19 protein-coding genes are annotated in these 23,557 nt (G+C 69.7%); 2 read left to right on the top strand and 17 right to left on the bottom strand.

The window, feature by feature from the left end; translation table 11 throughout:
* Window positions 1-14 precede the first annotated feature (14 nt).
* Window positions 15-2,093: a tetratricopeptide repeat protein gene (locus G369_RS0124920; protein WP_019656770.1), complete on the bottom strand. Its 2,079-nt coding sequence runs from the start codon at window positions 2,091-2,093 to the stop codon at window positions 15-17.
* A 150-nt stretch (window positions 2,094-2,243) separates the two neighbouring features.
* Between G369_RS0124920 and ruvC the strand changes: the two genes are divergently transcribed.
* A complete protein-coding gene (ruvC, locus tag G369_RS0124915; RefSeq protein ID WP_019656769.1) occupies window positions 2,244-2,807 on the top strand; it encodes a crossover junction endodeoxyribonuclease RuvC in 564 nt (187 codons plus the stop codon).
* A 19-nt stretch (window positions 2,808-2,826) separates the two neighbouring features.
* Here ruvC and glyA read toward each other — a convergent pair whose 3' ends face one another.
* Window positions 2,827-4,152 (bottom strand): serine hydroxymethyltransferase, encoded by a 1,326-nt coding sequence (glyA, locus tag G369_RS0124910; RefSeq protein WP_019656768.1) that lies wholly within the window; start codon window positions 4,150-4,152, stop codon window positions 2,827-2,829.
* A 117-nt stretch (window positions 4,153-4,269) separates the two neighbouring features.
* Between glyA and G369_RS0124905 the strand changes: the two genes are divergently transcribed.
* A complete protein-coding gene (locus G369_RS0124905; protein ID WP_019656767.1) occupies window positions 4,270-5,226 on the top strand; it encodes a LysR family transcriptional regulator in 957 nt (318 codons plus the stop codon).
* A gap of 112 nt (window positions 5,227-5,338) precedes the next feature.
* Here the strand turns inward: G369_RS0124905 and G369_RS39145 are convergent, their stop codons facing one another.
* The 15 genes from G369_RS39145 to ftsL all read right to left on the bottom strand — a co-directional run bounded on the left by G369_RS39145 (window position 5,339) and on the right by ftsL (window position 23,554).
* Entirely contained in the window at window positions 5,339-5,515 is a 177-nt protein-coding gene (locus G369_RS39145; protein WP_019656766.1) for a hypothetical protein, read from the bottom strand.
* Between the two features lie 19 nt (window positions 5,516-5,534).
* Window positions 5,535-6,458, bottom strand: coding sequence for a UDP-3-O-acyl-N-acetylglucosamine deacetylase (lpxC, locus tag G369_RS0124895; RefSeq protein WP_026346604.1), 924 nt, complete (start codon window positions 6,456-6,458; stop codon window positions 5,535-5,537).
* A gap of 321 nt (window positions 6,459-6,779) precedes the next feature.
* Window positions 6,780-8,000 (bottom strand): cell division protein FtsZ, encoded by a 1,221-nt coding sequence (gene ftsZ / locus G369_RS0124890; protein WP_019656764.1) that lies wholly within the window; start codon window positions 7,998-8,000, stop codon window positions 6,780-6,782.
* A 171-nt stretch (window positions 8,001-8,171) separates the two neighbouring features.
* Window positions 8,172-9,401: a cell division protein FtsA gene (gene ftsA / locus G369_RS0124885; RefSeq protein WP_019656763.1), complete on the bottom strand. Its 1,230-nt coding sequence runs from the start codon at window positions 9,399-9,401 to the stop codon at window positions 8,172-8,174.
* Between the two features lie 30 nt (window positions 9,402-9,431).
* Entirely contained in the window at window positions 9,432-10,220 is a 789-nt protein-coding gene (locus tag G369_RS0124880; protein ID WP_019656762.1) for a cell division protein FtsQ/DivIB, read from the bottom strand.
* 2 nt (window positions 10,221-10,222) lie between these two features.
* Window positions 10,223-11,194, bottom strand: coding sequence for a D-alanine--D-alanine ligase (locus G369_RS0124875; RefSeq protein ID WP_019656761.1), 972 nt, complete (start codon window positions 11,192-11,194; stop codon window positions 10,223-10,225).
* Entirely contained in the window at window positions 11,191-12,660 is a 1,470-nt protein-coding gene (gene murC / locus G369_RS0124870; protein WP_019656760.1) for a UDP-N-acetylmuramate--L-alanine ligase, read from the bottom strand. Before murC ends, G369_RS0124875 begins: the two co-directional genes overlap by 4 nt.
* Window positions 12,657-13,721, bottom strand: a complete 1,065-nt coding sequence (gene murG, locus G369_RS0124865; protein ID WP_019656759.1) for an undecaprenyldiphospho-muramoylpentapeptide beta-N-acetylglucosaminyltransferase — start codon at window positions 13,719-13,721, stop codon at window positions 12,657-12,659. The genes murC and murG overlap by 4 nt, the downstream gene beginning before the upstream one ends.
* Window positions 13,718-15,016: a putative lipid II flippase FtsW gene (gene ftsW / locus G369_RS0124860; protein ID WP_019656758.1), complete on the bottom strand. Its 1,299-nt coding sequence runs from the start codon at window positions 15,014-15,016 to the stop codon at window positions 13,718-13,720. The genes murG and ftsW overlap by 4 nt, the downstream gene beginning before the upstream one ends.
* Entirely contained in the window at window positions 15,013-17,214 is a 2,202-nt protein-coding gene (murD, locus tag G369_RS0124855) for a UDP-N-acetylmuramoyl-L-alanine--D-glutamate ligase (protein ID WP_019656757.1), read from the bottom strand. The genes ftsW and murD overlap by 4 nt, the downstream gene beginning before the upstream one ends.
* Before the next feature lie 22 nt (window positions 17,215-17,236).
* Window positions 17,237-18,415, bottom strand: coding sequence for a phospho-N-acetylmuramoyl-pentapeptide-transferase (gene mraY / locus G369_RS0124850; RefSeq protein ID WP_019656756.1), 1,179 nt, complete (start codon window positions 18,413-18,415; stop codon window positions 17,237-17,239).
* 15 nt (window positions 18,416-18,430) lie between these two features.
* The gene (locus G369_RS0124845) at window positions 18,431-19,876 is read right to left on the bottom strand and encodes a UDP-N-acetylmuramoyl-tripeptide--D-alanyl-D-alanine ligase (protein WP_019656755.1); all 1,446 of its coding nucleotides are present in this window, start codon (window positions 19,874-19,876) and stop codon (window positions 18,431-18,433) included.
* Window positions 19,873-21,432 carry a UDP-N-acetylmuramoyl-L-alanyl-D-glutamate--2,6-diaminopimelate ligase gene (locus G369_RS0124840; RefSeq protein ID WP_019656754.1) on the bottom strand — a complete coding sequence of 520 codons (1,560 nt, stop codon included), beginning with the start codon at window positions 21,430-21,432 and terminating at the stop codon, window positions 19,873-19,875. The genes G369_RS0124845 and G369_RS0124840 overlap by 4 nt, the downstream gene beginning before the upstream one ends.
* 2 nt (window positions 21,433-21,434) lie before the next feature.
* Window positions 21,435-23,189, bottom strand: coding sequence for a peptidoglycan D,D-transpeptidase FtsI family protein (locus G369_RS0124835; RefSeq protein WP_019656753.1), 1,755 nt, complete (start codon window positions 23,187-23,189; stop codon window positions 21,435-21,437).
* On the bottom strand, window positions 23,186-23,554 hold the full coding sequence (gene ftsL, locus G369_RS0124830; protein ID WP_019656752.1) for a cell division protein FtsL: 369 nt from the start codon (window positions 23,552-23,554) through the stop codon (window positions 23,186-23,188). The genes G369_RS0124835 and ftsL overlap by 4 nt, the downstream gene beginning before the upstream one ends.
* Window positions 23,555-23,557 lie beyond the last annotated feature (3 nt).

Genomic DNA, 23,557 nt, shown 5'->3' with positions numbered 1-23,557 from the left:
GGGTCGGGGGAGGTTCAGGCCCTGCGCCGCACCACGCGGTCGAAGGCTTCCTTGGCCTTGCGGCCGAGGGCCCTGGCCTTCAGGGCCTGCAGTTCGCGCGCGAGGCGGGTGCGCTGATCGGTTGAGAGCGCGGTGCCGAAGCGGCCCAGTGCGGCTTCGAGGGCGGCGCGCTGCGCTTCCACGCGCCCCTGGCGGCCTTCGGCTTCCGCGAGCCATTCGCAGGCGTTGACGACGCGCTCGCGCAGCGCTGCATCGCCCGAATCGCCGAAGCGGGCGATGAGGGTGCGATAGGCCTTGATCTGCCCCGCCGCATCGCCCAGCTTGTCGAGCGCCCTGGCCTTGTTGATCATCGACTTGGCCGCCCAGAGCTGCAGCGTGCCTTCCCTTGCGCCGCTGGTGCGCGCGATGGCCTCGTCGTAGCAGGCCACAGCGGCTTCGAGCCGGCGCGCCTGGCGCAGCGTGGCGCCCTTGCGGAACAGCGCGCCCACCACGCGGCCACGCAGGTCGGGCAGTTCGGAGTTGCCCCAGCGAGCGACGATCTCGTCGTGCACGCGCATCTCTTCGTCGTGCCGGCCGAGGCGGTCGAGCGCGGTGCTCTTGTATTGCAGGCACAGCGCGACGGTCTCCTGCATCTCGGTGGACGGGTCGGCGCCGTAGCGCGCATCCATGGCGTCGGCGGCGGCGATCACCTCCTCGAAGCGCTCCAGAGCAACCAGGCAGAAGGCCTTGTGGACGAGCGCCCGCGCGCACTGGCGGCGCAGCTCCGGATGCGGCGAGGCCGCGTGCGCGGCCAGCACCTCGTCGAACAGCGCGATGGCCTCGTGCGACTCGCCGGCATCGCCATGCCTGCGGCCCTGCCTGACCTTGTCGCGCACCTCGTCGCGCACCTCTGTCGGAAGCTCCGGCAGGTTGCCTTCGGCATCGGCCTTGCGCAGCCGCTTCAGGCAGGCCTGGCGGCCGGCGGTGGCCTTGGCGAGCGTGTCCTGCAGCTCGGGCTCGGAGGCGCCCTGCAGCTGCCTCGCGAGCTGCTGGTAGACCTGCAGCGCCTCCTCCGCGCGGCCGAGCCGCTCGAGCAGCACGAAGCCCTTGTTGAGCAGCGCGCTCGCCACGGTGCGATGCACCACCGCGTCGGTGTCCGCGCCGAAGGTGGCGAGCAGCCGATCGCACGCGGCCAGCGCGGCCTCGCCGTCGTCGGATTCGCGCAGGCCCACCGACCAGTCGTAGGCGCGCCGCACAGCCATGCGCCGCACCTGCGGCGAGGCGTCGTGGCCATAGCGGTCGAGCAGCCAGCCGACCAGCTCGGCGCGGTTCGCATGCTCGTCGATGCCGAAGCCGTCGAAGAACAGCGTCAGCGCGCGCACACCCTCGATGCGCAGCTCGGGCGCCGCGTGCGCCAGGCCGGCCTCGATCTGGTCGGCCACCGCCAGGCACATGACCTGTGCCTGCGCATGCTGCGCCAGCTCGCGCAGGTTGAGCACCGAAGCCAGGCGCGCACGCGCGACGCGCAGCACCACGCCAGGATCGGTGCTGCCGTCGAAGCGCTCGATGACGGCCTCCAGCGTGGCCAGCGCGTCCTGCGGCAGGCCGCGGTGATGCTCGATCTCGGCCTTGAGCAGCCGGGCTTCCACGCGCCAAGTGTCCAGCGCCGCATCGGGCTGGCTGTCGAGCAGCTCGCTCATGGCGTCGCAGGCCTCGCAGCGCGCGGCGGGATCGTCGATCCACCATGTGCGCTGGTAGAGCGCGTGGGCGATGTGCTCGCGGATCTCGGGCTCGGGGCGCTGGCCGTGCGCCGCGATCAGCCGCTCGAGCGTGGCGAGCGCATCGGCGGGGCGGTGCAGCTGCCGCAGCATGTGGGCCAGCAGGCGCAAGGTCTGGCAGCAGGGCACGACCACGCCGACCTCGGGCTTCGCAGCGAACTCGTCGAGCAGCCTCACGCTCGCGGCCACCGCTTCCTTGCGGCGGCCCAGGTCGTCCAGCAGCTCGATGCGGCGGAAGCTGGCGGTCGCGCGTTCGGCAGGATTCATCTGCAGGCGTGCGATCAAGGCTTGCACCTCGTCCAGTTGCTGCTGCGCGGAGGACTCGACTACATTCACATTCGCTTCCTTGAATGGCGCGCCCCGCGCGGGGCGGGGCGGACGGTACGGACCGGGGCGCATTCTGCCCACGATCAGCCGGCTTTCAGCCCCCTCCTCGCAACTCTTTTGACAATCTTTTCCCAGGCTTAGGCCTTTACGTTTCCTTTCATGCGCATTCTCGGCATCGACCCCGGCTTGCAGACCACCGGCTTCGGCGTGGTCGATGCGGACGGCCATGCGCTGCGCTATGTGGCCAGCGGCACCATCAGCACCCGGCACCTCGGCACCGGCAACAACCTTCCGGCACGGCTGAAGGTGCTGTTCGACGGCATCGCGGAGATCACCTCGCGCTACCAGCCCGATGCGTCGGCGGTGGAAATCATCTTCGTCAACGTGAACCCGCAGTCCACGCTGCTGCTCGGACAGGCGCGCGGCGCGTGCGTCACGGCGCTGGTCAGCAACAACCTCTCGGTGGCCGAGTACACGGCACTGCAGATGAAGAAGGCGGTGGCCGGCCACGGCCAGGCGGCCAAGGCGCAGGTGCAGGAGATGGTGCGGCGCCTGCTCGACCTGCCAGGCCTGCCCGGCGCCGACGCGGCGGACGCGCTGGGCATCGCCATCACTCACGCGCAGGTGGGACGCTCGATGGCGCGTCTGGCCGAAGCGGCCGAGGCGTCGAAGAGTTCTGCAGCGCTGCCCGCCGGCACCTACCGGCAGGGGCGCTCGCGCTGAGCCGAAGCGGCTGCCTGCGTCAGCGCACGATGTAGCGCAGTTCGCCGAGGTGCCTGCGGCGCTCCCGCACTTCGGCGGCCACCGAAGCCGTGTCGCCGTCGAGGGCGCGTGCGATCCAAGCCGCGAGCTGGGGCATGTCACCGGGCGTGAAACCCAGCCGCACGATCTCCGGCACGCCCAGGCGCAGGCCGTTGATGTCGCCTTCCACGGGCGCGATCGGCAGGCCGATGCCGCAGGCCAGCAGGCCGCCCTGCGCGAGCTTCTTCGCTGCGTGCTGGCCGCCGCCCCATCGCGCGGCCTCGAGCGCGAACTGGTGCGACTGCGTGAAGCCACGCGCCTTCGCGAACACGGGCAGCCCGCGCGCATCGAGTTCGCTCGCCAGCGCCTGCGCGGTCTCGCGCATCGCACCCGCGTAGGCGGTGCCGTGCACCTTCCAGTCGAGCAGCCCGCGGGCCAGTGCGGCCGTGCGGCCCGCGTCGGAGTTGGCAGTGAGGCCGGGGTAGGCGATGGCGTCGATGCGCTCCATCAGCGCCGCGTCGTTCGACACGATCAGCCCGCCCGCCGGCCCGCCCAGGCTCTTGTAGGTGCTCATGGTGATCGCATGCGCGCCCTGCTCGAGCGGCTGCGGCCACGCCTTGCCGGCCACCATGCCCGAGAGATGCGCCGCGTCGAACAGCAGCTTCGCACCCACGCCGTCGGCGATCTCGCGGATCTCGGGCACCGGATGCGGGAACAGGTTCAGGCTGCCGCCGATGGTGATGAGCTTCGGCTTCGCCTCGCGCACCAGCTTCGCGAGCGCGCTCACGTCGACCGTGTAGCCGTCGGCATCCACCGGTGCGGAGACCGGCTTCAGGCCATAGAGGCCCGCGGCGCCGGCCGCATGGTGCGTGACGTGGCCGCCGATGCTGGGCGGCGGCACGACGATGGTGTCGCCGGGCTGGCAGGTCGCCATGAACACGTAGAGATTCGACAGCGCGCCCGAGCTCACGCGCACCTCGGCGAACTTCGAACCGAACACCTCGGCCGCCACCTCGGCCGCGACCACCTCGATGCGCTCGATGGCCTCCAGCCCCATCTCGTACTTGTCGCCCGGATAGCCCAGCGAAGGACGCGAGCCCAGTCCGCGAGACAGCAGCGCCTCGGCCGCCGGGTTCATCACGTTGGTGGCGGGGTTGAGGTTCAGGCCGTCGACGTCGTGGATGCGATGGCTGTCGGCCACCAGCCTTTCGATCTCGGCGGCGGCGCCTGCGGCATCGCGCGCGGCGGCATCGGCGGCGATGGAGAGCACGTGGTCCTCGCTGGCGGCGGGAACCCAGGGGCGGCGTTGCAGGGCGGCGGCAGGCATGCGTCGGATCTCGCTGGAAGTGGTGGATGGCCTCATCGTCGCCTGCCCTCGCCGATGGGGCAAACCGGATAATCTGGCCCCGAGCCATAGAAAAACTTAGCCTGAAGGACCTGCCCCATGCCGCTCGCACCGCCGCGTCCCCGCCTGCCGCCGCACACCGCCGTGCGCGCCTTCGAGGCGGCCGCGCGCCATGGCAGCTTCGCGCGCGCGGCCGAGGAGCTGTTCGTCACGCCGGCCGCCATCGCGCAGCAGATCAAGGCGCTGGAGACGTGGGCCGGCGGCGCGCTCTTCGAGCGCCACAGCCAGGGCATCCGCCTCAGCGCGCACGGGCGTCGCGCCTTGCCCGCCCTCAGCGCGGCCGTCGACCAGCTCGGCCTCGCCGTACAGGCACTGCGGCACGAGACCCAGACCGCCGCGCGCCGCAGTACGCTCCAGGTGGCCGCGCTGCCGGCCGTGGCACAGCTGTGGCTGTCACCCCACCTCTCGCGGCTGAAGGCCGAGCTGCCGGGCGTGCAGGTGTCGGTGACCGCGCTGGAGCAGCCGCCGAACTTCCGCCGCGAGCCCTTCGACCTGGGCCTGTTCTATGCGCGCGCGGGCGAACACATCGAAAGCGCGGCGGGCGCACAGGCGATACCGCTGGTGCGCGACCGGCTGCTACCGGTGTGCAGCCCGCGCCTTCGAGAGCCGTTGCCCAGCGGCCGCCCACGCACGCTCGAAGACCTGGCCGAACTGCTGCAGCGCAGCGGCGGACTGCACGACACCGTCTGGCGCGACGACTGGCAGCGCTGGCTGCAGGCCGTGCGGCCCGCCACCACGGCGGCCGAGGCAGAGGCGCTCGCCGCAGGGCCCGACTTCTCGCTCTACAGCCTGGCACTCCAGGCCGCAGTGGATGGCGAAGGCGTGCTGATGGGCCGCGAGCATCTCGTCGCGCCGCTGCTGGCGCAAGGCAAGCTGCACGCGCCGTGGGGAAGGCCCAAAGCGCTGGGAGACACAGTTGTGCTGCTGGTGCCCGCGCACCGCAAGGGACCGCTGCTCACGCGCCAGGTGCAGGCCCTGCAAACCCTGTCGGTCTGAAAGCAAATTCGGGAAACACCGCGGAAGCGGGCTCGGCGGGCCGCTGGTGTTGCCCCCCGGAAGGGGGTTGGCGAAGCGACACGAAGTGCGCGCAGCCTGGGGGCGAACTTGGTCAGGCCACCCGCTCGGCGATCAGCACCGCGAAGAAGCCGAAGGCCGCCAGCAGCGTCCACTTCAGCACGATCCAGCCGATGCGGCGGTACTTGACCTGTCCCGTGCCCGCATAGAACGCGAAGCACACGCCGGCCACCAGCAGGAGCAGCAGGATGGCCCAGCGGAACAGGAGCATGTGAGGAAGTGCGGAAGGCCTACCAGGCGCGCGCGACTTCGCCGAAGCCGCGCGGGGCGTGCTTCTCGTCCTCGAAGGTCACGACCTCGTAGGCGTCGCTATGCGAGAGCAGTTCGCGCAGCAGCTTGTTGTTGAGCGCATGGCCCGAGCGGAACGCCTTGTACGCGGCCAGCAATGGCTTGCCGATGATGTAGAGGTCGCCCATCGCGTCGAGGATCTTGTGCTTGACGAACTCGTCGTCGTAGCGAAGGCCGCCTTCGTTCAGCACCTTGGTGTCGTCCATCACGATGGCGTTGTCGAGGCCGCCGCCGAGCGCGAGGCCCTTGCTGCGCATGTACTCGACCTCCTTCGTGAAGCCGAAGGTGCGCGCGCGCGCGATGTCGCGGCTGTAGGAGCCGGTGCCGAGGTCGAACTCCACGCGCTGTCCGGTGGAGTTGACGACGCGGTGGTCGAAGTCGATCTCGAAGCTCAGCTTGTAGCCGTGGTAGGGCTCCAGGCTCGCCCACTTCTCATTGGCGCCCTCGCCTTCGCGCACCTCGACCTTGCGGGTCACGCGGATGAAGCGGCGCGGCGCCTTCTGCAGCGCGATGCCTGCACTTTGCAGCAGGAACACGAACGAGGAAGCCGATCCGTCGAGGATCGGCACTTCGTCGGCCGTGATGTCGATGTAGAGATTGTCGATGCCCAGGCCCGCGCAGGCGGACATGATGTGCTCGACGGTCTGAACCTTGGCACCGCCGGTGGAGACCGTGGAGGCCAGGCGCGTGTCGGTGACCGACTCGGCCGTCATGCGGATCTCGGCTGGTTCGGGAAGGTCGACGCGGCGGAACACGATCCCTGTGTCGGCCGGTGCCGGCCGCAGCGTCAGCTCCACGCGCTGGCCGCTGTGGAGCCCCACGCCCACGGCGCGGCTGATGGACTTGAGGGTTCGTTGTTGCAGCACGGCCGGGATTTTAGGCGCGCGGCGGGCATGGCGGCCTATGCCCCTCGCTATGGCACCGATAGACATGGGTTCTATGCAATTCCTGGGAATTGGCCCGAAATGGACGCAAAGGGCACGAGGCGAGCGCAGCGCGTAGAGCCAGCGGACGTCCCTTTCAGGTCGCCCCTGTGCCCCTTGCGCCCCCTCGTGCCCTCTGCGTCTGGCTGGTCCCTTCGCGAAACACCGAGGAACCGGCTTTGCCGGGCCTCAGGTGTTGCCCCCCCCGGCAGGGGGCTTGGCGAAGCGACACGAAGTGCGCGCAGCCTGGGGCGCGAGCGAGGTTCAATCAGCTTGACGGCGCAGGAACGCGGGGATCTCGAAGTCGTCCATGCCGCCCGAGGACAGCGCGTCGACCTTCGCGGCGGCCATCGTGCGGTTGGTGCGCCACACGCTGGGAACCGCCATGCCGTCGTAGTTGGGCTGGCTGCCGCCCGCACCCACGCCGCCGGCATGACCCACGCCACCGAGCGTCGGCACGGTGAACGGGATGTTGTCGGTGCCGGTGCGGATGACTTCCAGCGTCGGCTGCTGGCGGCGAGCATCGGGACGCGAGAGGCCGGTGGCCACCACGGTCACGCGCATCTCGTCGCCCAGGCTGTCGTCGTAGGCGGCGCCGTAGATCACGTGCGCGTCCGGCGATGCGTAGGCGCGGATGGTGTTCATCGCGAGCTTCGACTCGTTCAGCTTCAGCGAACCCTTCGAAGCCGTCACCAGCACCAGCACGCCCTTGGCGCCGGAGAGGTCGATGCCTTCGAGCAGCGGGCAGGCCACGGCCTGTTCGGCGGCGATGCGCGCGCGGTCGGGGCCTGCGGCCGCGGCCGTGCCCATCATGGCCTTGCCGGGCTCGCCCATCACGGTGCGCACGTCCTCGAAGTCGACGTTCACGCCGCCGTACTCGTTGATGATTTCCGAGATGCCGCCCACGGCGTTCTTGAGCACGTCGTTGGCCTGTGCGAAGGCTTCGTCCTGCGTGACGTCCTCGCCCAGCACGTCGAGCAGCTTCTCGTTGAGCACGACGATCAGCGAGTCGACGTTGGCTTCGAGCTCAGCCAGGCCGGAGTCGGCGTTGGTCATGCGGCGGCCGCCTTCCCAGTCGAAGGGCTTGGTCACCACGCCCACGGTGAGGATGCCCATCTCCTTCGCCACGCGCGCGATCACGGGAGCGGCGCCGGTGCCGGTGCCGCCGCCCATGCCGGCGGTGATGAACAGCATGTGCGCGCCGTCGATGGCCGCGCGGATGTCGTCCACCGCAGCCTCGGCCGCGTCACGGCCCTTCTCGGGCTTGCTGCCGGCGCCCAGGCCGCTGGTGCCCAGCTGGATGATCTTGTGTGCGTTGCTGCGCTGCAGGGCCTGCGCGTCGGTGTTCGCGCAGACGAACTGGACGCCCTGCACGCCGCGCTCGATCATGTGGGCGACCGCATTGCCGCCGCCACCGCCGACACCGATCACCTTGATCTGGGTGCCCTGGTTGAACTCTTCGACTTCGATCATTTCGATGGTCATTTTCTAGCTCCTTGAATCTTGCAGTTGCCGTTATGTGTCTGTGAATATTTCTTGTGTGTTGAGAGGCTCAACGATGAGCGCGCCGCGATGGTGGACCTGTGCGTCGCCATCGCTCGCTGAAATGCATCGGAGGGCTGCCGCGCGCGAGCCAGAGTGGGGACTTGATCATGGCTAGAAATTCCCCACGATGAAGTCCTTGAAACGTCCGAATGCAGTCTTTACCGACCCATTCTTCTGTGCGACCTTGAAGCCGCGCATGCGCGCGAAACGTGCTTCCTCGAGAAGGCCCATGACTGTAGCGGCGCGAGGCTGCGCAACCATGTCGGACAACGCGCTGGAGTACTTCGGAATGCCGCGTCGCACCGGCTTGAGGAAGATGTCCTCGCCGAGCTCGACCATGCCGGGCATCACGGCGCTGCCGCCCGTGAGCACTACGCCAGACGACAGCACTTCTTCATAGCCCGACTCGCGCACCACCTGCTGCACCAGCGAGAAGATCTCCTCGATGCGCGGCTCGATCACGCCGGCCAGCGCCTGCTTGCTCAGCATGCGCGGGCCGCGGTCCCCGAGGCCCGGCACTTCGACCTGCGTCTCGGGGTCGGCCAGCAATTGCTTGGCGAAGCCGTTCTCGACCTTGATGTCTTCCGCGTCCTTCGTCGGCGTGCGCAGCGCCATCGCGATGTCGCTGGTGATGAGGTCGCCCGCGATCGGGATCACCGCGGTGTGGCGGATCGCGCCGTTGGTGAAGATCGCAACGTCGGTCGTGCCCGCACCGATGTCCACCAGCACCACGCCCAGCTCGCGCTCGTCCTCGGTCAGCACCGCCTGGCTGGAGGCCAGCGGGTTCAGCATCAGCTGGTCGACCTCCAGGCCGCAGCGGCGCACGCACTTGATGATGTTCTCGGCCGCGCTCTGCGCGCCGGTCACGATGTGCACCTTGGCCTCCAGCCGCATGCCGCTCATGCCGATCGGCTCCTTCACGTCCTGGCCGTCGATCACGAACTCCTGCGGCTCCACCAGCAAGAGGCGCTGGTCGCTGGAGATGTTGATGGCGCGCGCCGTCTCCACCACGCGGGCCACGTCGGCGGGCGTCACTTCCTTGTCCTTCACCGCCACCATGCCGCTCGAATTGATGCCGCGGATGTGGCTGCCGGTGATGCCGGTGTAGACGCGGCTGATCTTGCAGTCGGCCATCAGCTCGGCCTCCTTGAGCGCCTGCTGGATGCTCTGCACGGTGGCGTCGATGTTCACCACCACGCCGCGCTTGAGGCCATTGCTCGGCGCGATGCCCAGGCCGGCCAGCTTGAGCTCGCCGCCGGGCAGCACCTCGGCCACGACCACCATCACCTTGGAGGTGCCGATGTCGAGTCCTACGACCAGGTCTTTGTATTCTTTGGGCATTGGGATATGTCCTCGATTCCTCGGTATTCGCTACTTGATTTTTCTTGGGGCCTCGGGCGAGACCGTGGTGACGCCGCGCAGGCGCAGGGCATACGCGTCGTTGTGGCGCAGGTCCGCGCCTTCGACGTCGGCCATGCTGCGGCGGTACTGGCCCGCGACCTGGGTCACGGTCTTCAGGAAGCGCTGCAGGCGGGCCGTCACCTCTTCGCTCTGGCCGCGGCCGAGCTCGATCTCGGCACCGCTGTCGAGCACCACCTTCCAGCTGCCGCGGCTCGACAGCGTGAGCTCGTCGATGCTCAGGTCGTAGGGCTGGAACTGCGGCTGCAGCACGCGGTACATGCCCAGCACCTGGCCGGCCTGCTCGATCGGGCCGTCCAGGCGCGGCAGGCTGTCGTCCACCTCGGCCACGTTGGCCTCGAACACGTCGCCGAAGCCGTTGATCAGCTTCGAGCCGGCCTCGTCGCCCCAGGTGGCCACGGGAACCTGCTCGGTCAGCGTCACGCGCAGCTTGTTCGGGAACTCGCGGCGCACCACCGCACTGCGCACCCACGGCACCGACTCGAAGGCCGCGCGTGCGCGCGCCAGGTCGATGGTGAAGAAGTTGCCCGACAGCTGCGGCGCCACGTTGGCGCGCAGCGTGACCGCGTTGTTGTGCGTGACCTCGCCGTCCACCTTGATGCCGGCGATCGGGAAGAAAGGCTGGCGCAGTACCCACCACGCGCCCGCGGCAAGCAGCATGAGCGCCACCGCCGCGAACGCAAGGTTGGCGACGATGTTCATGAGCTTGACGTCGAAAGGCGCTGGGATGCTGTCGGCCATGGCTATAGCGAGCCTCCCGTTGCGTCCAGGGTGGCGGAAGCCAGCACGCGCACGCACAGCTCCTCGTACGGAATGCCCGCGGCGCGCGCGGACATCGGCACCAGCGAGTGGCTGGTCATGCCGGGCGAGGTGTTCATCTCCAGCAGGAAGGGCTTGCGGTCGCTGGCGCGGATCATCACGTCGGCGCGGCCCCAGCCGCGGCAGCCGAGCGTGCGGTAGGCGGCCAGCGTGATGCGCTGGATCTCGTGCTCCTCGGCTTCCGGCAGGCCGCTCGGGCACTGGTACTTCACGTCGTCGGTGAAGTACTTGTTCTGGTAGTCGTAGGCGCCCTCGGGCGCGGCGATGCGCACCACCGGAAGCGCGCGCGCATCGAGCCCGTGGCCGAGCACGGCGCAGGTCACTTCCTCGCCCTCGATGAATTCCTCGCACAGCACGTCGGCGTCGTACTTGGCCGACAGCGCCACCGCGTCCTGCATCTGCGAATAGCCCTGCACCTTGGTCACGCCGATCGACGAGCCTTCGCGCGGCGGCTTCACGATCAGCGGCAGGCCCAGCACGTCGGGCACCGCCATGACCTGCTCGCGGCTTTGCTGGTCGAAGGCCAGGCGCACGTACTTGGGCGTGGGCAGGCCGTCGGCCTGCCAGATGCGCTTGGTCATGACCTTGTCCATCGCCACGCTGGAGGCCATCACGCCCGAGCCGGTGTAGGGAATGCCGAGCAGCTCCAGCGCGCCCTGCACGGTGCCGTCCTCGCCGTGGCGGCCGTGCAGCGCGACGAAGCAGCGCGCGAAGCCTTCGCGCTTGAGTTCGGACAGGTCGCGCTGCGACGGGTCGAAGGCATGCGCATCCACGCCGCGCGAGCGCAGCGCCTCGAGCACGCCGGTGCCCGACATCAGCGAGATTTCGCGTTCGGCCGAACTGCCGCCGAACAGCACGGCGACCTTGCCGAAGAGCTTGGGGTCCTGGAGGCTCATGAGGCCCTCCCTTTGCGCGAGGCGCGCTCCGATGTTGAAGGGGCGGTGGCCGGACCGGCCGCCGCGCCGAGCTCGACCACCTTGGCCGGCACCGCGCCGATGGAGCCCGCGCCCATCGAGAGCACCACGTCGCCCGGACGGGCGTTGTCGAGGATGGCGCGCGGCATCGCGGCGATGTCGTCGACGAAGACCGGCTCGACCTTGCCCGCCACGCGCAGCGCGCGCGCCAGCGTGCGGCCGTCGGCTGCGACGATGGGCGCCTCGCCGGCGGCATAGACCTCGCCGAGCAGCACCGCGTCTGCCGTGCCGATGACCTTCACGAAGTCCTCGAAGCAGTCGCGCGTGCGGGTGTAGCGGTGCGGCTGGAAGGCCAGCACCAGCCGGCGGCCCGGGAACGCGCCGCGAGCGGCGGCGATGGTGGCGGCCATCTCCACGGGGTGATGGCCGTAGTCGTCGATCACGGTGAAGGTGCCCGAAGCGCCCTCACCCTGCACCGCGACCTCGCCATAGCTCTGGAAGCGGCGGCCCACGCCCTTGAAGCCGGCCAGCCCGCGCTGCACCGCTTCGTCGGAAATGCCGAGCTCGACCGCCACCGCGATCACCGACAGCGCATTGAGCACGTTGTGCTCGCCCGGCAGGTTCAGCACGATGGGCAGGTCGGGCAGCGTCACGCCGTTGCGGCGCTGCGCGGTGAAGTGCATCTGGCCGCCGACGGCGCGCACGTCGATGGCGCGCACCTGGGCGTCCTCGCCGAAGCCGTAGCTGGTGACCGGGCAGGTCACGTCGGCCACGATCTCGCGAACCGCCGGATCGTCGGTGCAGAGAATGGCGACGCCGTAGAACGGCATGCGGTGCAGGAAGTCGACAAAAGCCTTCTTGAGCTTCGCGAAATCGTGCCCGTAGGTCTCCATGTGGTCGGCGTCGATGTTCGTGACCACCGCCATCACCGGCAGCAGGTTCAGGAACGAAGCGTCCGACTCGTCGGCTTCCACCACGATGTAGTCGCCGGAGCCGAGCTGCGCGTTGGCGCCGGCGCTGTTGAGGCGCCCGCCGATCACGAAGGTCGGATCGAGCCCGGCGGCCGCGAGCACGCTCGCCACCAGGCTGGTGGTCGTGGTCTTGCCGTGCGTGCCGGCGATGGCGATGCCCTGCTTCAGGCGCATCAGCTCGGCCAGCATGAGTGCGCGCGGCACGACCGGAATGCGCTTCTCGCGCGCGGCCAGCACCTCGGGGTTGTTGGACTGCACCGCCGTCGAAGTGACGACCGCGTCCGCACCCTCGATGTGCGCGGCGGCATGGCCCACGAAGGTGCCGATGCCCAGGCCCGCGAGCCGGCGCAGCGTCGCGCTGTCGGCCAGGTCGGAACCGGAAATCCTGTAGCCCAGGTTCAGCAGCACCTCGGCGATGCCGCTCATGCCCGAGCCGCCGATGCCCACGAAATGAATATGACGAATCGCGTGCTTCATCTTGCAAGCTCCTCGCAGGCGCGGACGACCGCCTCGACGGCTTCGGTCTTCTGCATGGTCTTGGCCTTAGCGGCCTTCTCTATCAGCGCATCGCGCCCGGTTTTCTGTAGCAAGTCAGCCAGCAATTCAGGAGTGAGGTCGGCCTGCTGCACCAGCCAGCCGCCGCCCGCGTCCACGAGGAAGCGCGCGTTGGTGGTCTGGTGGTCGTCGACCGCCGAGGGGAAAGGCACGAACAGCGCTGCTGCGCCGACGGCCGCGATTTCTGTGACGGTGCTGGCGCCCGCGCGCGCGACGATCATGTCGGCGTCGGCGTACGCCTGCGCGGTGTCCTCGATGAAGGGCGTGAGCTCGCCTTCGACGCCAGCGGCCTCGTAGTTGGCGCGCAGTTCGTCGATCTGCTTGGCGCCGCTCTGGTGCAGCACCTGCGGGCGCGAGGCCGGCTCGATGCGGGCCAGCGCCTGCGGCACCACGGTGTTGAGGCCGCGCGCGCCGAGGCTGCCGCCCACCACCAGCAATTTCAGCGGACCGGTGCGGCCCGCAAAGCGCTCGGCCGGTCCGGGCTTGGAGGTGAAGGCCGCGCGCAGCGGGTTGCCCACCCATTGCGCCTTCTTCAGCACGTTGGGGAAGGCGGTGAACACGCGGTCGGCCACGCCCGCCAGCACCTTGTTGGCGAGGCCTGCGACCGAGTTCTGCTCATGCAGCACCAGCGGCTTGCCGACCAGCACACCCATCATCCCGCCAGGGAAGGTGATGTAGCCGCCCAGGCCCACCAGCACGTCGGGCTTCACGCGGCGCACCACGCCCAGACTCTGCCAGAAGGCGCGCAGCAGCTTCAGCGGCAGCAGGAACAGCGTGAGCGGGCCCTTGCCGCGCACGCCACCGAACTGCACCGGCTCGAAGGCGAAGCCGCGCGGCGGCACCAGCTTTTCTTCCATGCTGCCGGGCGCGCCGAGCCAGTGCACCTTCCAGCCGCGCTCGCGCAGGGCCTCGGCCACGGCGAGTCCGGGAAAGATGTGGCCGCCGGTGCCGCCGGCCATGACGAGTGCGGTGCGGCCGGTCATACGCGGCCTCCGCGCATCAGCACGCGATTCTCGTAGTCGATGCGCAGCACGATCGCCAGCGCCACCATGTTCATCAAAATGGCCGAGCCGCCGAAGCTCATCAGCGGCAGCGTCAGGCCCTTGGTCGGCAGTGCGCCGAGGTTCACGCCCATGTTGATGAAGGTCTGGAAGCCCAGCCACACGCCCACGCCCTGGGCGACGAGGCCCGAGAACACGCGGTCGAGCGCGATGGCTTGGCGGCCGATGTGCATGATGCGGCGCGTGAGCCAGAGGAACAGGCCGATGATCAGCAGCACGCCGACGAGGCCGAATTCCTCGCCGATCACGGCCAGCAGGAAGTCGGTGTGCGCCTCGGGCAGCCAGTGCAGCTTCTCGACGCTGCCGCCCAGGCCCACGCCGAATATCTCGCCGCGGCCGATGGCGATCAGCGAGTGCGACAGCTGGTAGCCCTTGCCCAGCGCGTGCTCCTCGCTCCACGGATCGAGGTACGCGAAGATGCGCTCGCGGCGCCACGGGCTGCTCGCGACGATGGTGCCGAAGGCCACCACCACCAGCGCGGCGATCAGGAAGAACATGCGCGCGTTCACGCCGCCCAGGAACAGGATGCCCATGGCGATCACGGCGATCACCATGAAGGCGCCCATGTCGGGCTCGGCCATCACCAGCATGCCCACCACCACCACCGCCACGCCCATCGGCAGCACCGCGCGGAAGAAGCGCTCCTTGATCTCCATCTTGCGCACCATGTAGCTGGCGGCGTAGAGCACCATCGCAAGCTTGGCCAGCTCCGAGGGCTGGAAGCGCATGAAGCCCATCGGCAGCCAGCGGCGCGCGCCGTTCACGTTGATGCCGATGTGCGGAATGAGCACCGCCACCAGCAGCAGCAGCGAGGCCACGAAGAGCCAGGGCGCCGCGCGCTCCCAGGTCTTCATGGGGATCTGGAAGGTCAGCAGCGCGGCGACGAAGGCGAACACGATCGACGCCGCATGCCGCGTGAGGAAGTAGGAGGCGCTGTAGCCGGCGCGCGCGAAGCGCGGGTTGTCGGGCAGCGCGATCGAGGCCGAATACACCATGATCAGGCCCCAGGTCAGCAGCGCCACCGTGACCCAGACCAGCGCCTGGTCGAAGCCCAGCACGCGCATCGGCGTGGCCTTGGTCTGCGCGATGCCTGCGCCGCCCAGCCGCACGGGCAGGTGCACGGGCAGCGAGTCGATCCCGCTGCGCGCGCGCCTGAACCAGCCCCCGAAACGGCTGGTGCGTGCGTTGGGCGTGGCGCCCGATGCGGCAGAGTTCAAAGCTGCTCCTCCGTCGTCGAATCGCCCAGTCCGCGCGGGCTGTCGGCGTAGGCCTGCACGGCCTCGCGGAACACCTCGGCGCGGTGCGCGTAGTCCTTGAACATGTCGAAGCTCGCACAGGCCGGTGACAGCAGCACGGCATCGCCGGGGTTGGCGCGCGCGGAGGCGAGCTTCACAGCCTCGTCCATCGAGGCGGCGTGCAACAGCGAGACGCCGGTCGATGCCAGCGCGGCCTCGATGACCGGCGCGTCGCGGCCGATGAGCACCACGGCACGCGCGTACTGGCGCACGGGCGCGGCGAGCGGCTCGAAGTCCTGCCCCTTGCCTTCGCCGCCGAGGATGACGACCACGCGGCGCTCCTCGCCCAGCCCCGTCAGGGCTGCAGCGGTGGCGCCGACGTTGGTGCCCTTGCTGTCGTCGAAGTACTCGACCTCGTCGATGATCGAAACCGGCTCCACGCGGTGCGGCTCGCCCTGGTACTCGCGCAGGCCGTAGAGCATGGCGTTCAGCGGGCAGCCGGCGGCGCTGGCCAGCGCCAGGGCCGCGAGCGCATTCATGGCGTTGTGGCGGCCGCGGATGCGCAGCGCGTCGGCGGGCATCAGGCGCTGCAGGAAGATCTCTTCCTCGACCACGGCGCCGCGCTTGCGCTTCTGCGTTTCGTCGGCTTCCAGCGCGCGCACCAGCCACGACATGCCGTTGACGCGCTCGATGCCGTAGTCGCCCGGGCGCTGCGGCATCGCGGAGCCGAAGGTGATGTGCGCGCGCACCTGCGGACGCTGCAGCTTGACCTTGACTGGCGCGGGCAGCATGGCCATCACGCCGGCGTCGTCGCGGTTGAGGATCATCAGCCCGCGCGCGCCGAAGATGCGCGCCTTGGCTGCACCGTACGCGGCCATGTCGCCGTGCCAGTCGAGGTGGTCCTGCGTGAGGTTGAGCACCGTGGCGGCCGTGGGCTCGAAGCCCTGCACGCCGTCGAGCTGGAAACTGGACAGCTCCAGCACCCACACGTCGGGCAGCGTGTCGGCATCCATGTGCGCCGCGAGCGTGTCGAGCAGCGTCGGTCCGATGTTGCCGGCCACGGCCACGGTCTTGCCCGCGCGCTCGACCAGCTGGCCGGTGAGCGAGGTGACGGTCGTCTTGCCGTTGGTGCCGGTGATGGCCAGCACGGCGGGCGTGTAGCCCTTGGGCGCCTCGGGCTCGACGGGCGGGGCCAGTTCGCGCTGCGGCGAGGGTTCTTCCTCCACGGCGGCGGAGGCCGGGTTGGTGGCGGCGAGCTCTGCGAGGCGCGCGACGAACTCCGCGGCTTCCCTGGCTGCGGTCGGGACGTAGGGCTTGCCGGTGGTGGGCAGGCGCGACACGGTGGCGGGCGCGGGTGCGGGGGCAGCTGCCGGAGCTTCGGGCGCTTCGGAAGCGGCGGATTCGGGGGCCAGCGGCGCTTCGGCCGTGGCCGCTGCGTCGGCAGCTTCCGGTGCAGGTTCTGTCGCCGGCTGCACGACGGCTTCCGTGGCTTCGGCAGGCGCGGGCGATTCTTCGGCCTGCGGCTGCGGCACGGCGACGCTCATCGACGGATCGCGCGGCATGGCTTCGGCCTGCGCGGGCACGGTCGGCTCGGGAGCGGGTTCGGCGACTACTTCTGCGGCAGGCGCTTCGGTTTCGGCAGGAGCGGCAGGCGGCTGCACCGGCTCGGCTTCGACGGCTGCCTGCTCGACAGCTGCAGGTTCGTCCAGCGGCAGTTGCGCCTGAGGCTCGGGTTCTGAAACTTCGACAGGGGCTTCGGCCACGGGCTCGGCCGGCGTCTGCGTCCCGGGTGCGACCTCGGGTTCCGCCTCGGCTTCCACCACCGGCACTTCGACCGTGCGCAGATCCAGCAGCGCACGCGCGAAAAGATCCAGCTCGCCGCCGACCGGCAGGCCCACGGCACGCGCGGCATCGGCCACCGGCGCGATGGTCGCGGGCGACAGGCCCGGCGAGCGATACACGGCGCGGATCGGCGTGCCTTCGACCAGCGCGGCCAAGAACGGTCCGCCGACGAAGGTCACTTCGGGCAGTTCCTCGCGCAGCGTGGCCAGCAGCGCCGGCGCCTCGCGCGTGTCCGCCACGGTCACCACCGCGCCGTGGCGCGCGCACCAGCGCGCCATCGCCAGCCCGGACGCGCCGAGGCCGAGGATGAGGACGGGGAGGTCTTTCAGGTGCCGCATGCTTTTCTTCTTCTTTTCTCTTTCACCGCAGCTTCAGCGTCGAAAGGCCCACGAGGCACAGCAGCATCGTGATGATCCAGAAGCGCACCACGACCTGCGTCTCGCGCCAGCCGCTCTTCTCGAAGTGATGGTGCAGCGGCGCCATCTTCAGCACGCGACGGCCCTCGCCGAAGCGCTTCTTCGTGTACTTGAAGTAGGTGACCTGCGCCATCACCGAGATCGCCTCGACCACGAAGATGCCGCCCATGATGAAGAACACGATCTCCTGGCGCACGATGACCGCGATGGTGCCCAGCGCGCCGCCCAGCGCCAGCGCGCCCACGTCGCCCATGAACACCTGCGCCGGATGCGTGTTGAACCACAGGAACGCCAGGCCCGCGCCGGCCATGGCCGAGCAGAACACCAGCAGCTCGCCCGAGCCGGGGATGTTGGGGAACAGCAGGTACTTGGAATACACCGCGCTGCCCGTGACGTAGGCGAACACGCCCAGCGCCGAGCCCACCATCACCACCGGCATGATCGCCAGCCCGTCCAGGCCGTCGGTCAGGTTCACGGCGTTGCTCGCGCCCACGATCACCAGGTAGGTGAGGATCACGAAGCCGATGCCGCCCAGCGGATAGCTCACTTCCTTGAAGAAGGGCACCAGCAGGTTGATCTTGGGCGGGAAGTCGAGGTCGAAGCCCGACTGCACCCACGCGAAGAACAGCTGCACCACGCGCCAGTTGGAGCTCTCCGAGATGCTGAAGAGCAGGTAGAAGGCCGCGATCAGCCCCACCACCGACTGCCAGAAATACTTCTCGCGCGAGCGCATGCCCTCCGGGTCCTTGCGCACCACCTTGCGCCAGTCGTCCACCCAGCCGATGGCGCCGAAGCCCATGGTGACCCACAGCACGATCCACACGAATCTGTTGGAGATGTCGAACCACAGCAGCGTGGCGAAGGCGATCGAGAACAGCACCAGCACGCCGCCCATGGTGGGCGTGCCGCTCTTGGTGAGGTGCGTCTCCATGCCGTAGCCGCGCACCGGCTGGCCGATCTTGAGCGCGGCGAGGCGGCGGATCACGTAGGGGCCGGCCACCAGGCCGACCACGAGCGCCGTCAGCGCGGCCATCAGCGCGCGGAAGGTGAGGTACTGGAAGATGCGCAGGAACCCGAACTCGGGCGACAGCGTCTGCAGCCATTGGGCCAGTGTCAGCAGCATGTGGTTTCGCGCGGCTCATGCGTCATGGCCGCCCTCCTCTTGTTGTTGTGGTTGTTGTTGTCGTGCCTGCTCGACGACCTGCACCACGCGCTCCATCTTCATGAAGCGCGATCCCTTGACGAGCACGCTGCCGGCCTGCGGCAGGCGTGCGAGCACGGCCGCGGCGAGCGCGTCGAACTCTTCGAAATGGCGCCCGTCGGCACCGCCGAAGGCGGCGACGGTATGCGCCGTCGCGGCGCCCAGCGTGTAGACGGACTCGATGCCGCGCAGGCGGGCATGCTCGCCCACCTCGGCGTGGAACTCGGGCGAGCGGTCGCCCACCTCGCCCATGTCGCCCAGCACCAGCAGACGCGGGCCCGGCAGCGCGGCGAGCACGTCGATGGCGGCGATCACGGAATCGGGGTTGGCGTTGTAGCTGTCGTCGACCAGCGTGATCGCATGGCCGCCCGGCAGCGCGAGCTCGCTGGCACGCGAACGGCCCTTGACCGGCTCGAAGGCCGACAGCCCGGCGCCGATGGTTTCCAGCGGCACGCCCGCCGCGAGCGCGCAGGCCGTGGCGGCGAGCGCGTTGACGACGTTGTGCCGGCCCGCGATGTGCAGCCGCGCATCGAAGGCGCCTACCGGCGTGCGGATGCTCACGGCCCAGGCGCCCTGCTTCCATTCGGCGCCCAGCAGCGAGATGTCTGCATCCTCGTGCTCGCCGAAGGTCAGGCACCGGCGCGGGCCGCCGGCGTGGGCCATGTCGGTCCACAGGGGGGTGAACTCGTCGCCGTACGGGAAGACGGCCGTGCCGTCTTCCGTCAGCACCGCGAACACGGCGGCGTTCTCGATGGCCACCGCCTCGACGGTGGCCATGAATTCCTGGTGCTCGCGCTGCGCGTTGTTGACCAGCGCGATGGTCGGGCGCGAGATGGCCGCCAGCCGCGCGATCTCGCCCGGATGGTTCATGCCCAGCTCGAGCACCGCGCGCTGGTGCTGCGCGCGCAGGCGCAGCAGCGTGAGCGGCACGCCGATCTCGTTGTTGAAGTTGCCCGCGGTGGCGAGCGAGCGCTCGGCCCGGAAGGCGAACAGCACGGCCGCGATCATCTGCGTGACCGTGGTCTTGCCGTTGCTGCCGGTCACGGCGATCAGCGGCAGGTCGAACTGCGCGCGCCAGCCGGCGCCGAGGGCACCCAGCGCGGCCAGCGAATCGGCCACTTCGAGGCCGGCGAGGCCCGCGGCCTCCAGGCCGTGGTGCGCGATGGCGGCCACGGCGCCCTGCCCCTTGGCTTCCAGGAGGAAATCATTGGCGTCGAAGCGCTCGCCCTTGAGCGCGACGAACAGGTCGCCGGGTGCGAGCGTGCGCGTGTCGGTGTGCACGCGGGCGATGACGATGTCGCCGCTGCCCACCAGGCGCGAACCCGGAATCCATTGCTGGATTCGGGCCAGGGTGATGTCCAGCGGTGTCGTGATGCCGGTCATGCCGCGCCCCCCCTCTTCGCCAGCGCCTGCAGCGCATGGGCCTTGTCCGAGAACTCGATGCGCTGGCCGGCGATTTCCTGCCAGGCCTCGTGGCCCTTGCCCGCGATCAGCACCACGTCCTGCGGCGCAGCCTGAGCGATCGCGTCGGCGATGGCGGCCGCGCGGTCGGGTTGCACCCGCGCCGCGTCGGGGCGCGAGAAACCGCGCAGCACCTGGCTGATGATCGCGTCGGGCTTCTCGCTGCGCGGGTTGTCGCTGGTGACGATCACGCGATCGGCCTGGCGCTCGGCGACGGCGGCCATCATCGGGCGCTTGATCGGGTCGCGGTCGCCGCCGCAGCCGAACAGGCACCACAGCGCGCCGCCGCGCTGCTTGGCCAGCGGACGCAGGCCGATCAGCGCCTTGTCGAGCGCGTCGGGCGTGTGGGCGTAGTCGACCACGGCAAGCGGAGCGCCTTCGCCGGAGCCCGCGCGGTCCATGCGGCCGGGCACGCTGGTGAGGTTGGCACAGGCGGCCACGGCCTGGGCCAGCGTGAGGCCCAGCGCGCGCAGCGTGCCGAGCACGCCCAGCAGGTTCGAGACGTTGTACTGGCCGATGAGCCCGGTCGACAGGCGCTCCACGGCGGCCGTGCCGTGCTCGGCCACCGAGAACTGCAGGCCCTGCGCGTCGTAGCCGATGTCGCGCGCCATGAGGCGGGCCGGCTTCCCGCCGGCCGAGACGGTCCAGACGTCGAGCGCGCCGATGCCGGCGTCGATCAGGTTCGCGCAGAGGCTGGCGCCGTGGGTGTCGTCGATGTTGATCACCGCGGCGCGCAGGCCGGGCCAGCGGAACAGCTCTGCCTTGGCCTGCCAGTAGGCATCCATGCTGCCGTGATAGTCGAGGTGGTCCTGCGTGAAGTTGGTGAACACGGCCACCGCGATCTGCGCGCCGTCGAGGCGGCGCTCGGCGATGCCGATGGACGAGGCCTCGATGGCGCAGGCGCCGAAGCCGCGCGTGACGAGCGAGCGCAGCTCGCGCTGCATCATCACCGGGTCGGGCGTGGTGAGGCCGGTGTAGGTCAGCTCGGGCGGCACGCCGATGCCCAGCGTGCCCATCACCGCGCAGGGCGACGGGGCGTCGCGCTGCATGGTGCCGTCGGGCTTCATCACGCGCACGCCGCCGGCCACGCGCAGCGTGGAAAGCGATTCGGCCAGCCACCAGGCGGTGGAGGTCTTGCCGTTGGTTCCCGTCACGGCCAGCAGCTCGAGCATGGCCGAGGGGTTGTCGTAGAAGGCCGAGGCGATCGGGCCGGTGGCGGCCTTCAGGCCGGGGTAGCTCACGATGCGCTCATCGCCGTCGAAGCCGAAGGGCTCGACGCCCTCGTGCTCCACCAGGCACACGGCGGCGCCCTGCGCGAGCGCGGACGCCACATGCTTGCGCCCGTCGGTGGCGGCGCCCGGCCAGGCGATGAACACGTCGCCCGCGCGCACGGCGCGGCTGTCGGCGTGCAGGTCGGCCTGCGGCGCACGCTCCTTCAGCCAGGCGGCGGCCAGTTGGGGGGAAGTGAAGGTCAGCATGTTCAGAAGCTCTCGTCGACGCCCTGCGTCATCACAAGCGGTTTGACCGCCAGGTCGGGCGGTACGTTCATCATGCGCAGCGTCTGCTGCACGACCTCGCTGAACACGGGAGCGGCCGCCAGGCCGCCGAAATACTGGCCGTCGCTGGGCTCGTCGATCATCACCGCGACGATGATGCGCGGCTTCTCGATCGGCGCCATGCCGGTGAACCACGCGCGGTACTTGTTGCTGGCGTAGCCCTTGCCGACCTGCTTGTGGGCCGTGCCCGACTTGCCGCCGACCGAATAGCCGACCGTCTGCGCACGCGTGCCGGTGCCGCCGGGGCCGGCGGCCATCTGCAGCATCTTGCGAACCGCCAGTGCATTGGACGGCGAGAACACGCGCACGCCGTTCGGCGGTTCGGCGTTCTTCAGGATCGTCACCGGGATGAGCGAACCGTCGTGCGCGAAGGCGGTGTACGAATGCGCCATCTGGAACAGCGAAGCCGACAGGCCGTAGCCGTAGGCCATGGTGGCCTGCTCGACCGGCTTCCAGGTCTTCCAGGGACGCAGGCGGCCGGTGACGGCGCCAGGGAACTGGATCTGCGGCTTCTGGCCGTAGCCCAGCGCCGTGTAGGTGTCCCACATCTCGTGCGGGCTCATCTTCTGGGCGATCTTGAGCGCGCCAACGTTGCTCGACTTCTGGATGACGCCCTCGACCGTGAGCGTGCCGTAGTTGTGCGTGTCGCTGATGGTGAAGCCGCCGATCTGGTAGCGGCCGGGGCCGGTTTCGATCAGGGTCGAGGGCTTCACGCGGCCGGCTTCCAGCGCCATGGCCACCGTGATCGGCTTCATGGTCGAGCCGGGCTCGAAGGTGTCGGTGATCGCGCGGTTGCGAAGCTGCTCGCCGGTGAGGTTCTGGCGCTTGTCGGGCACGTAGCTCGGGTAGTTGGCCAGCGCCAGCACCTCGCCGGTAACCGAATCGAGCACCACCACGCTGCCGGCCTTGGCCTTGCGCGCGGTCACGGCGTCGCGCAGCTTCTGGTAGGCGAAGAACTGCACCTTGCTGTCGACGCTGAGCTGGATGTCCTTGCCGTCGACCGGGGGCACGGTCTCGCCCACGCCCTCGACCACGCGGCCGAGGCGGTCCTTGATGACGCGGCGCGAGCCGGCCTTGCCCGCCAGGTCCTTGTTGAAGGCCAGCTCGATGCCTTCCTGGCCGCTGTCCTCCACGTTGGTGAAGCCCACCACGTGCGCGGCGGCCTCGCCCTCGGGGTACTGGCGCTTGTATTCCTTGCGCTGGTAGATGCCCTTGAGGTTCATCGCCGCGATCTGCTTGGCGATGGGCTCGTCGACCTGGCGCTTGATCCAGACGAAGGTCTTGTCCTCGTCCTCCAGCTTCTTGTCGAACTCCTTCTGCGGCATCTCCAGCAGCTTGGCCACCTGCTTGAGCTTGGCGCGCACCTCGGGGTCGTCGCGCTCGATGTCCTCCGGGATGGCCCAGATGCTGGGCGCCACCACGCTCGAGGCGAGGATGAGCCCGTTGCGGTCGAGGATGCGGCCGCGGTTGGCCGGCAGCTCCAGCGTGCGCGCGAAGCGCACCTCGCCCTGCCGCTGGAAGAAGCTGTTGCCGATCACCTGCACGTAGGCCGCACGCCCGGCCAGCACCAGGAAGCCGAAGGCGATGCCAGCGACGATGAGCTTGCTGCGCCACACCGGCGTCTTGCTCGCGAGCAGGGGGCTGGTGGTGTAGCGCACGCTGCGGTTGCCTCGGCTCATCGTGCGGCCCTCGCTTCGGCGGCGGCCGGCTTGGCCGCCGGCCTGGTGGTGGCGGTCGCCGGTGCAGCCGGCGCCACGGGCGCGACCGCGGGAATCACCGAGCCGTCGGGGCGCACGTACTGCGTGATCGCCGGCGAGGTGGTGCGCATCTGCAGCTGCTCCTTGGCGAGCTTCTCCACGCGCAGCGGCGTGGCCTGCGCGCGCTTCTCGACCTGCAGGCGGTCGCGCTCGGTTTCGAGGCGGCGGGCGTCCTGCTGCGCGCGGTCCAGCTCGGTGTAGAGCTGGCGCGACAGGTACTGGGTGTGCACAAGGTACAAAGCCGTCGCGATGACGGCCAGCAGCAGGAGCAGGTTGATCCGGGCCATGTC

It is taken from the genome of Variovorax atrisoli 110B (genome assembly GCF_000382045.1).
Classification (GTDB): Bacteria; Pseudomonadota; Gammaproteobacteria; order Burkholderiales; family Burkholderiaceae_C; genus Variovorax; species Variovorax atrisoli.
This window is presented reverse-complemented; position numbering and strand designations above follow the sequence as displayed.

Excerpts from the sequence above, each read along its gene's own strand:
- ruvC (WP_019656769.1), top strand. The coding sequence starts at position 2,244 with ATGCGCATTCTCGGCATCGACCCCGGCTTGCAGACCACCGGCTTCGGC.
- glyA (WP_019656768.1), bottom strand. The coding sequence starts at position 4,152 with ATGCCTGCCGCCGCCCTGCAACGCCGCCCCTGGGTTCCCGCCGCCAGC.
- G369_RS0124905 (WP_019656767.1), top strand. The coding sequence starts at position 4,270 with ATGCCGCTCGCACCGCCGCGTCCCCGCCTGCCGCCGCACACCGCCGTG.
- G369_RS39145 (WP_019656766.1), bottom strand. The coding sequence starts at position 5,515 with ATGCTCCTGTTCCGCTGGGCCATCCTGCTGCTCCTGCTGGTGGCCGGC.
- ftsZ (WP_019656764.1), bottom strand. The coding sequence starts at position 8,000 with ATGACCATCGAAATGATCGAAGTCGAAGAGTTCAACCAGGGCACCCAG.
- ftsA (WP_019656763.1), bottom strand. The coding sequence starts at position 9,401 with ATGCCCAAAGAATACAAAGACCTGGTCGTAGGACTCGACATCGGCACC.
- G369_RS0124880 (WP_019656762.1), bottom strand. The coding sequence starts at position 10,220 with ATGGCCGACAGCATCCCAGCGCCTTTCGACGTCAAGCTCATGAACATC.
- G369_RS0124875 (WP_019656761.1), bottom strand. The coding sequence starts at position 11,194 with ATGAGCCTCCAGGACCCCAAGCTCTTCGGCAAGGTCGCCGTGCTGTTC.
- murC (WP_019656760.1), bottom strand. The coding sequence starts at position 12,660 with ATGAAGCACGCGATTCGTCATATTCATTTCGTGGGCATCGGCGGCTCG.
- murG (WP_019656759.1), bottom strand. The coding sequence starts at position 13,721 with ATGACCGGCCGCACCGCACTCGTCATGGCCGGCGGCACCGGCGGCCAC.
- murD (WP_019656757.1), bottom strand. The coding sequence starts at position 17,214 with ATGCGGCACCTGAAAGACCTCCCCGTCCTCATCCTCGGCCTCGGCGCG.
- mraY (WP_019656756.1), bottom strand. The coding sequence starts at position 18,415 with ATGCTGCTGACACTGGCCCAATGGCTGCAGACGCTGTCGCCCGAGTTC.
- G369_RS0124845 (WP_019656755.1), bottom strand. The coding sequence starts at position 19,876 with ATGACCGGCATCACGACACCGCTGGACATCACCCTGGCCCGAATCCAG.
- G369_RS0124840 (WP_019656754.1), bottom strand. The coding sequence starts at position 21,432 with ATGCTGACCTTCACTTCCCCCCAACTGGCCGCCGCCTGGCTGAAGGAG.
- G369_RS0124835 (WP_019656753.1), bottom strand. The coding sequence starts at position 23,189 with ATGAGCCGAGGCAACCGCAGCGTGCGCTACACCACCAGCCCCCTGCTC.
- ftsL (WP_019656752.1), bottom strand. The coding sequence starts at position 23,554 with ATGGCCCGGATCAACCTGCTCCTGCTGCTGGCCGTCATCGCGACGGCT.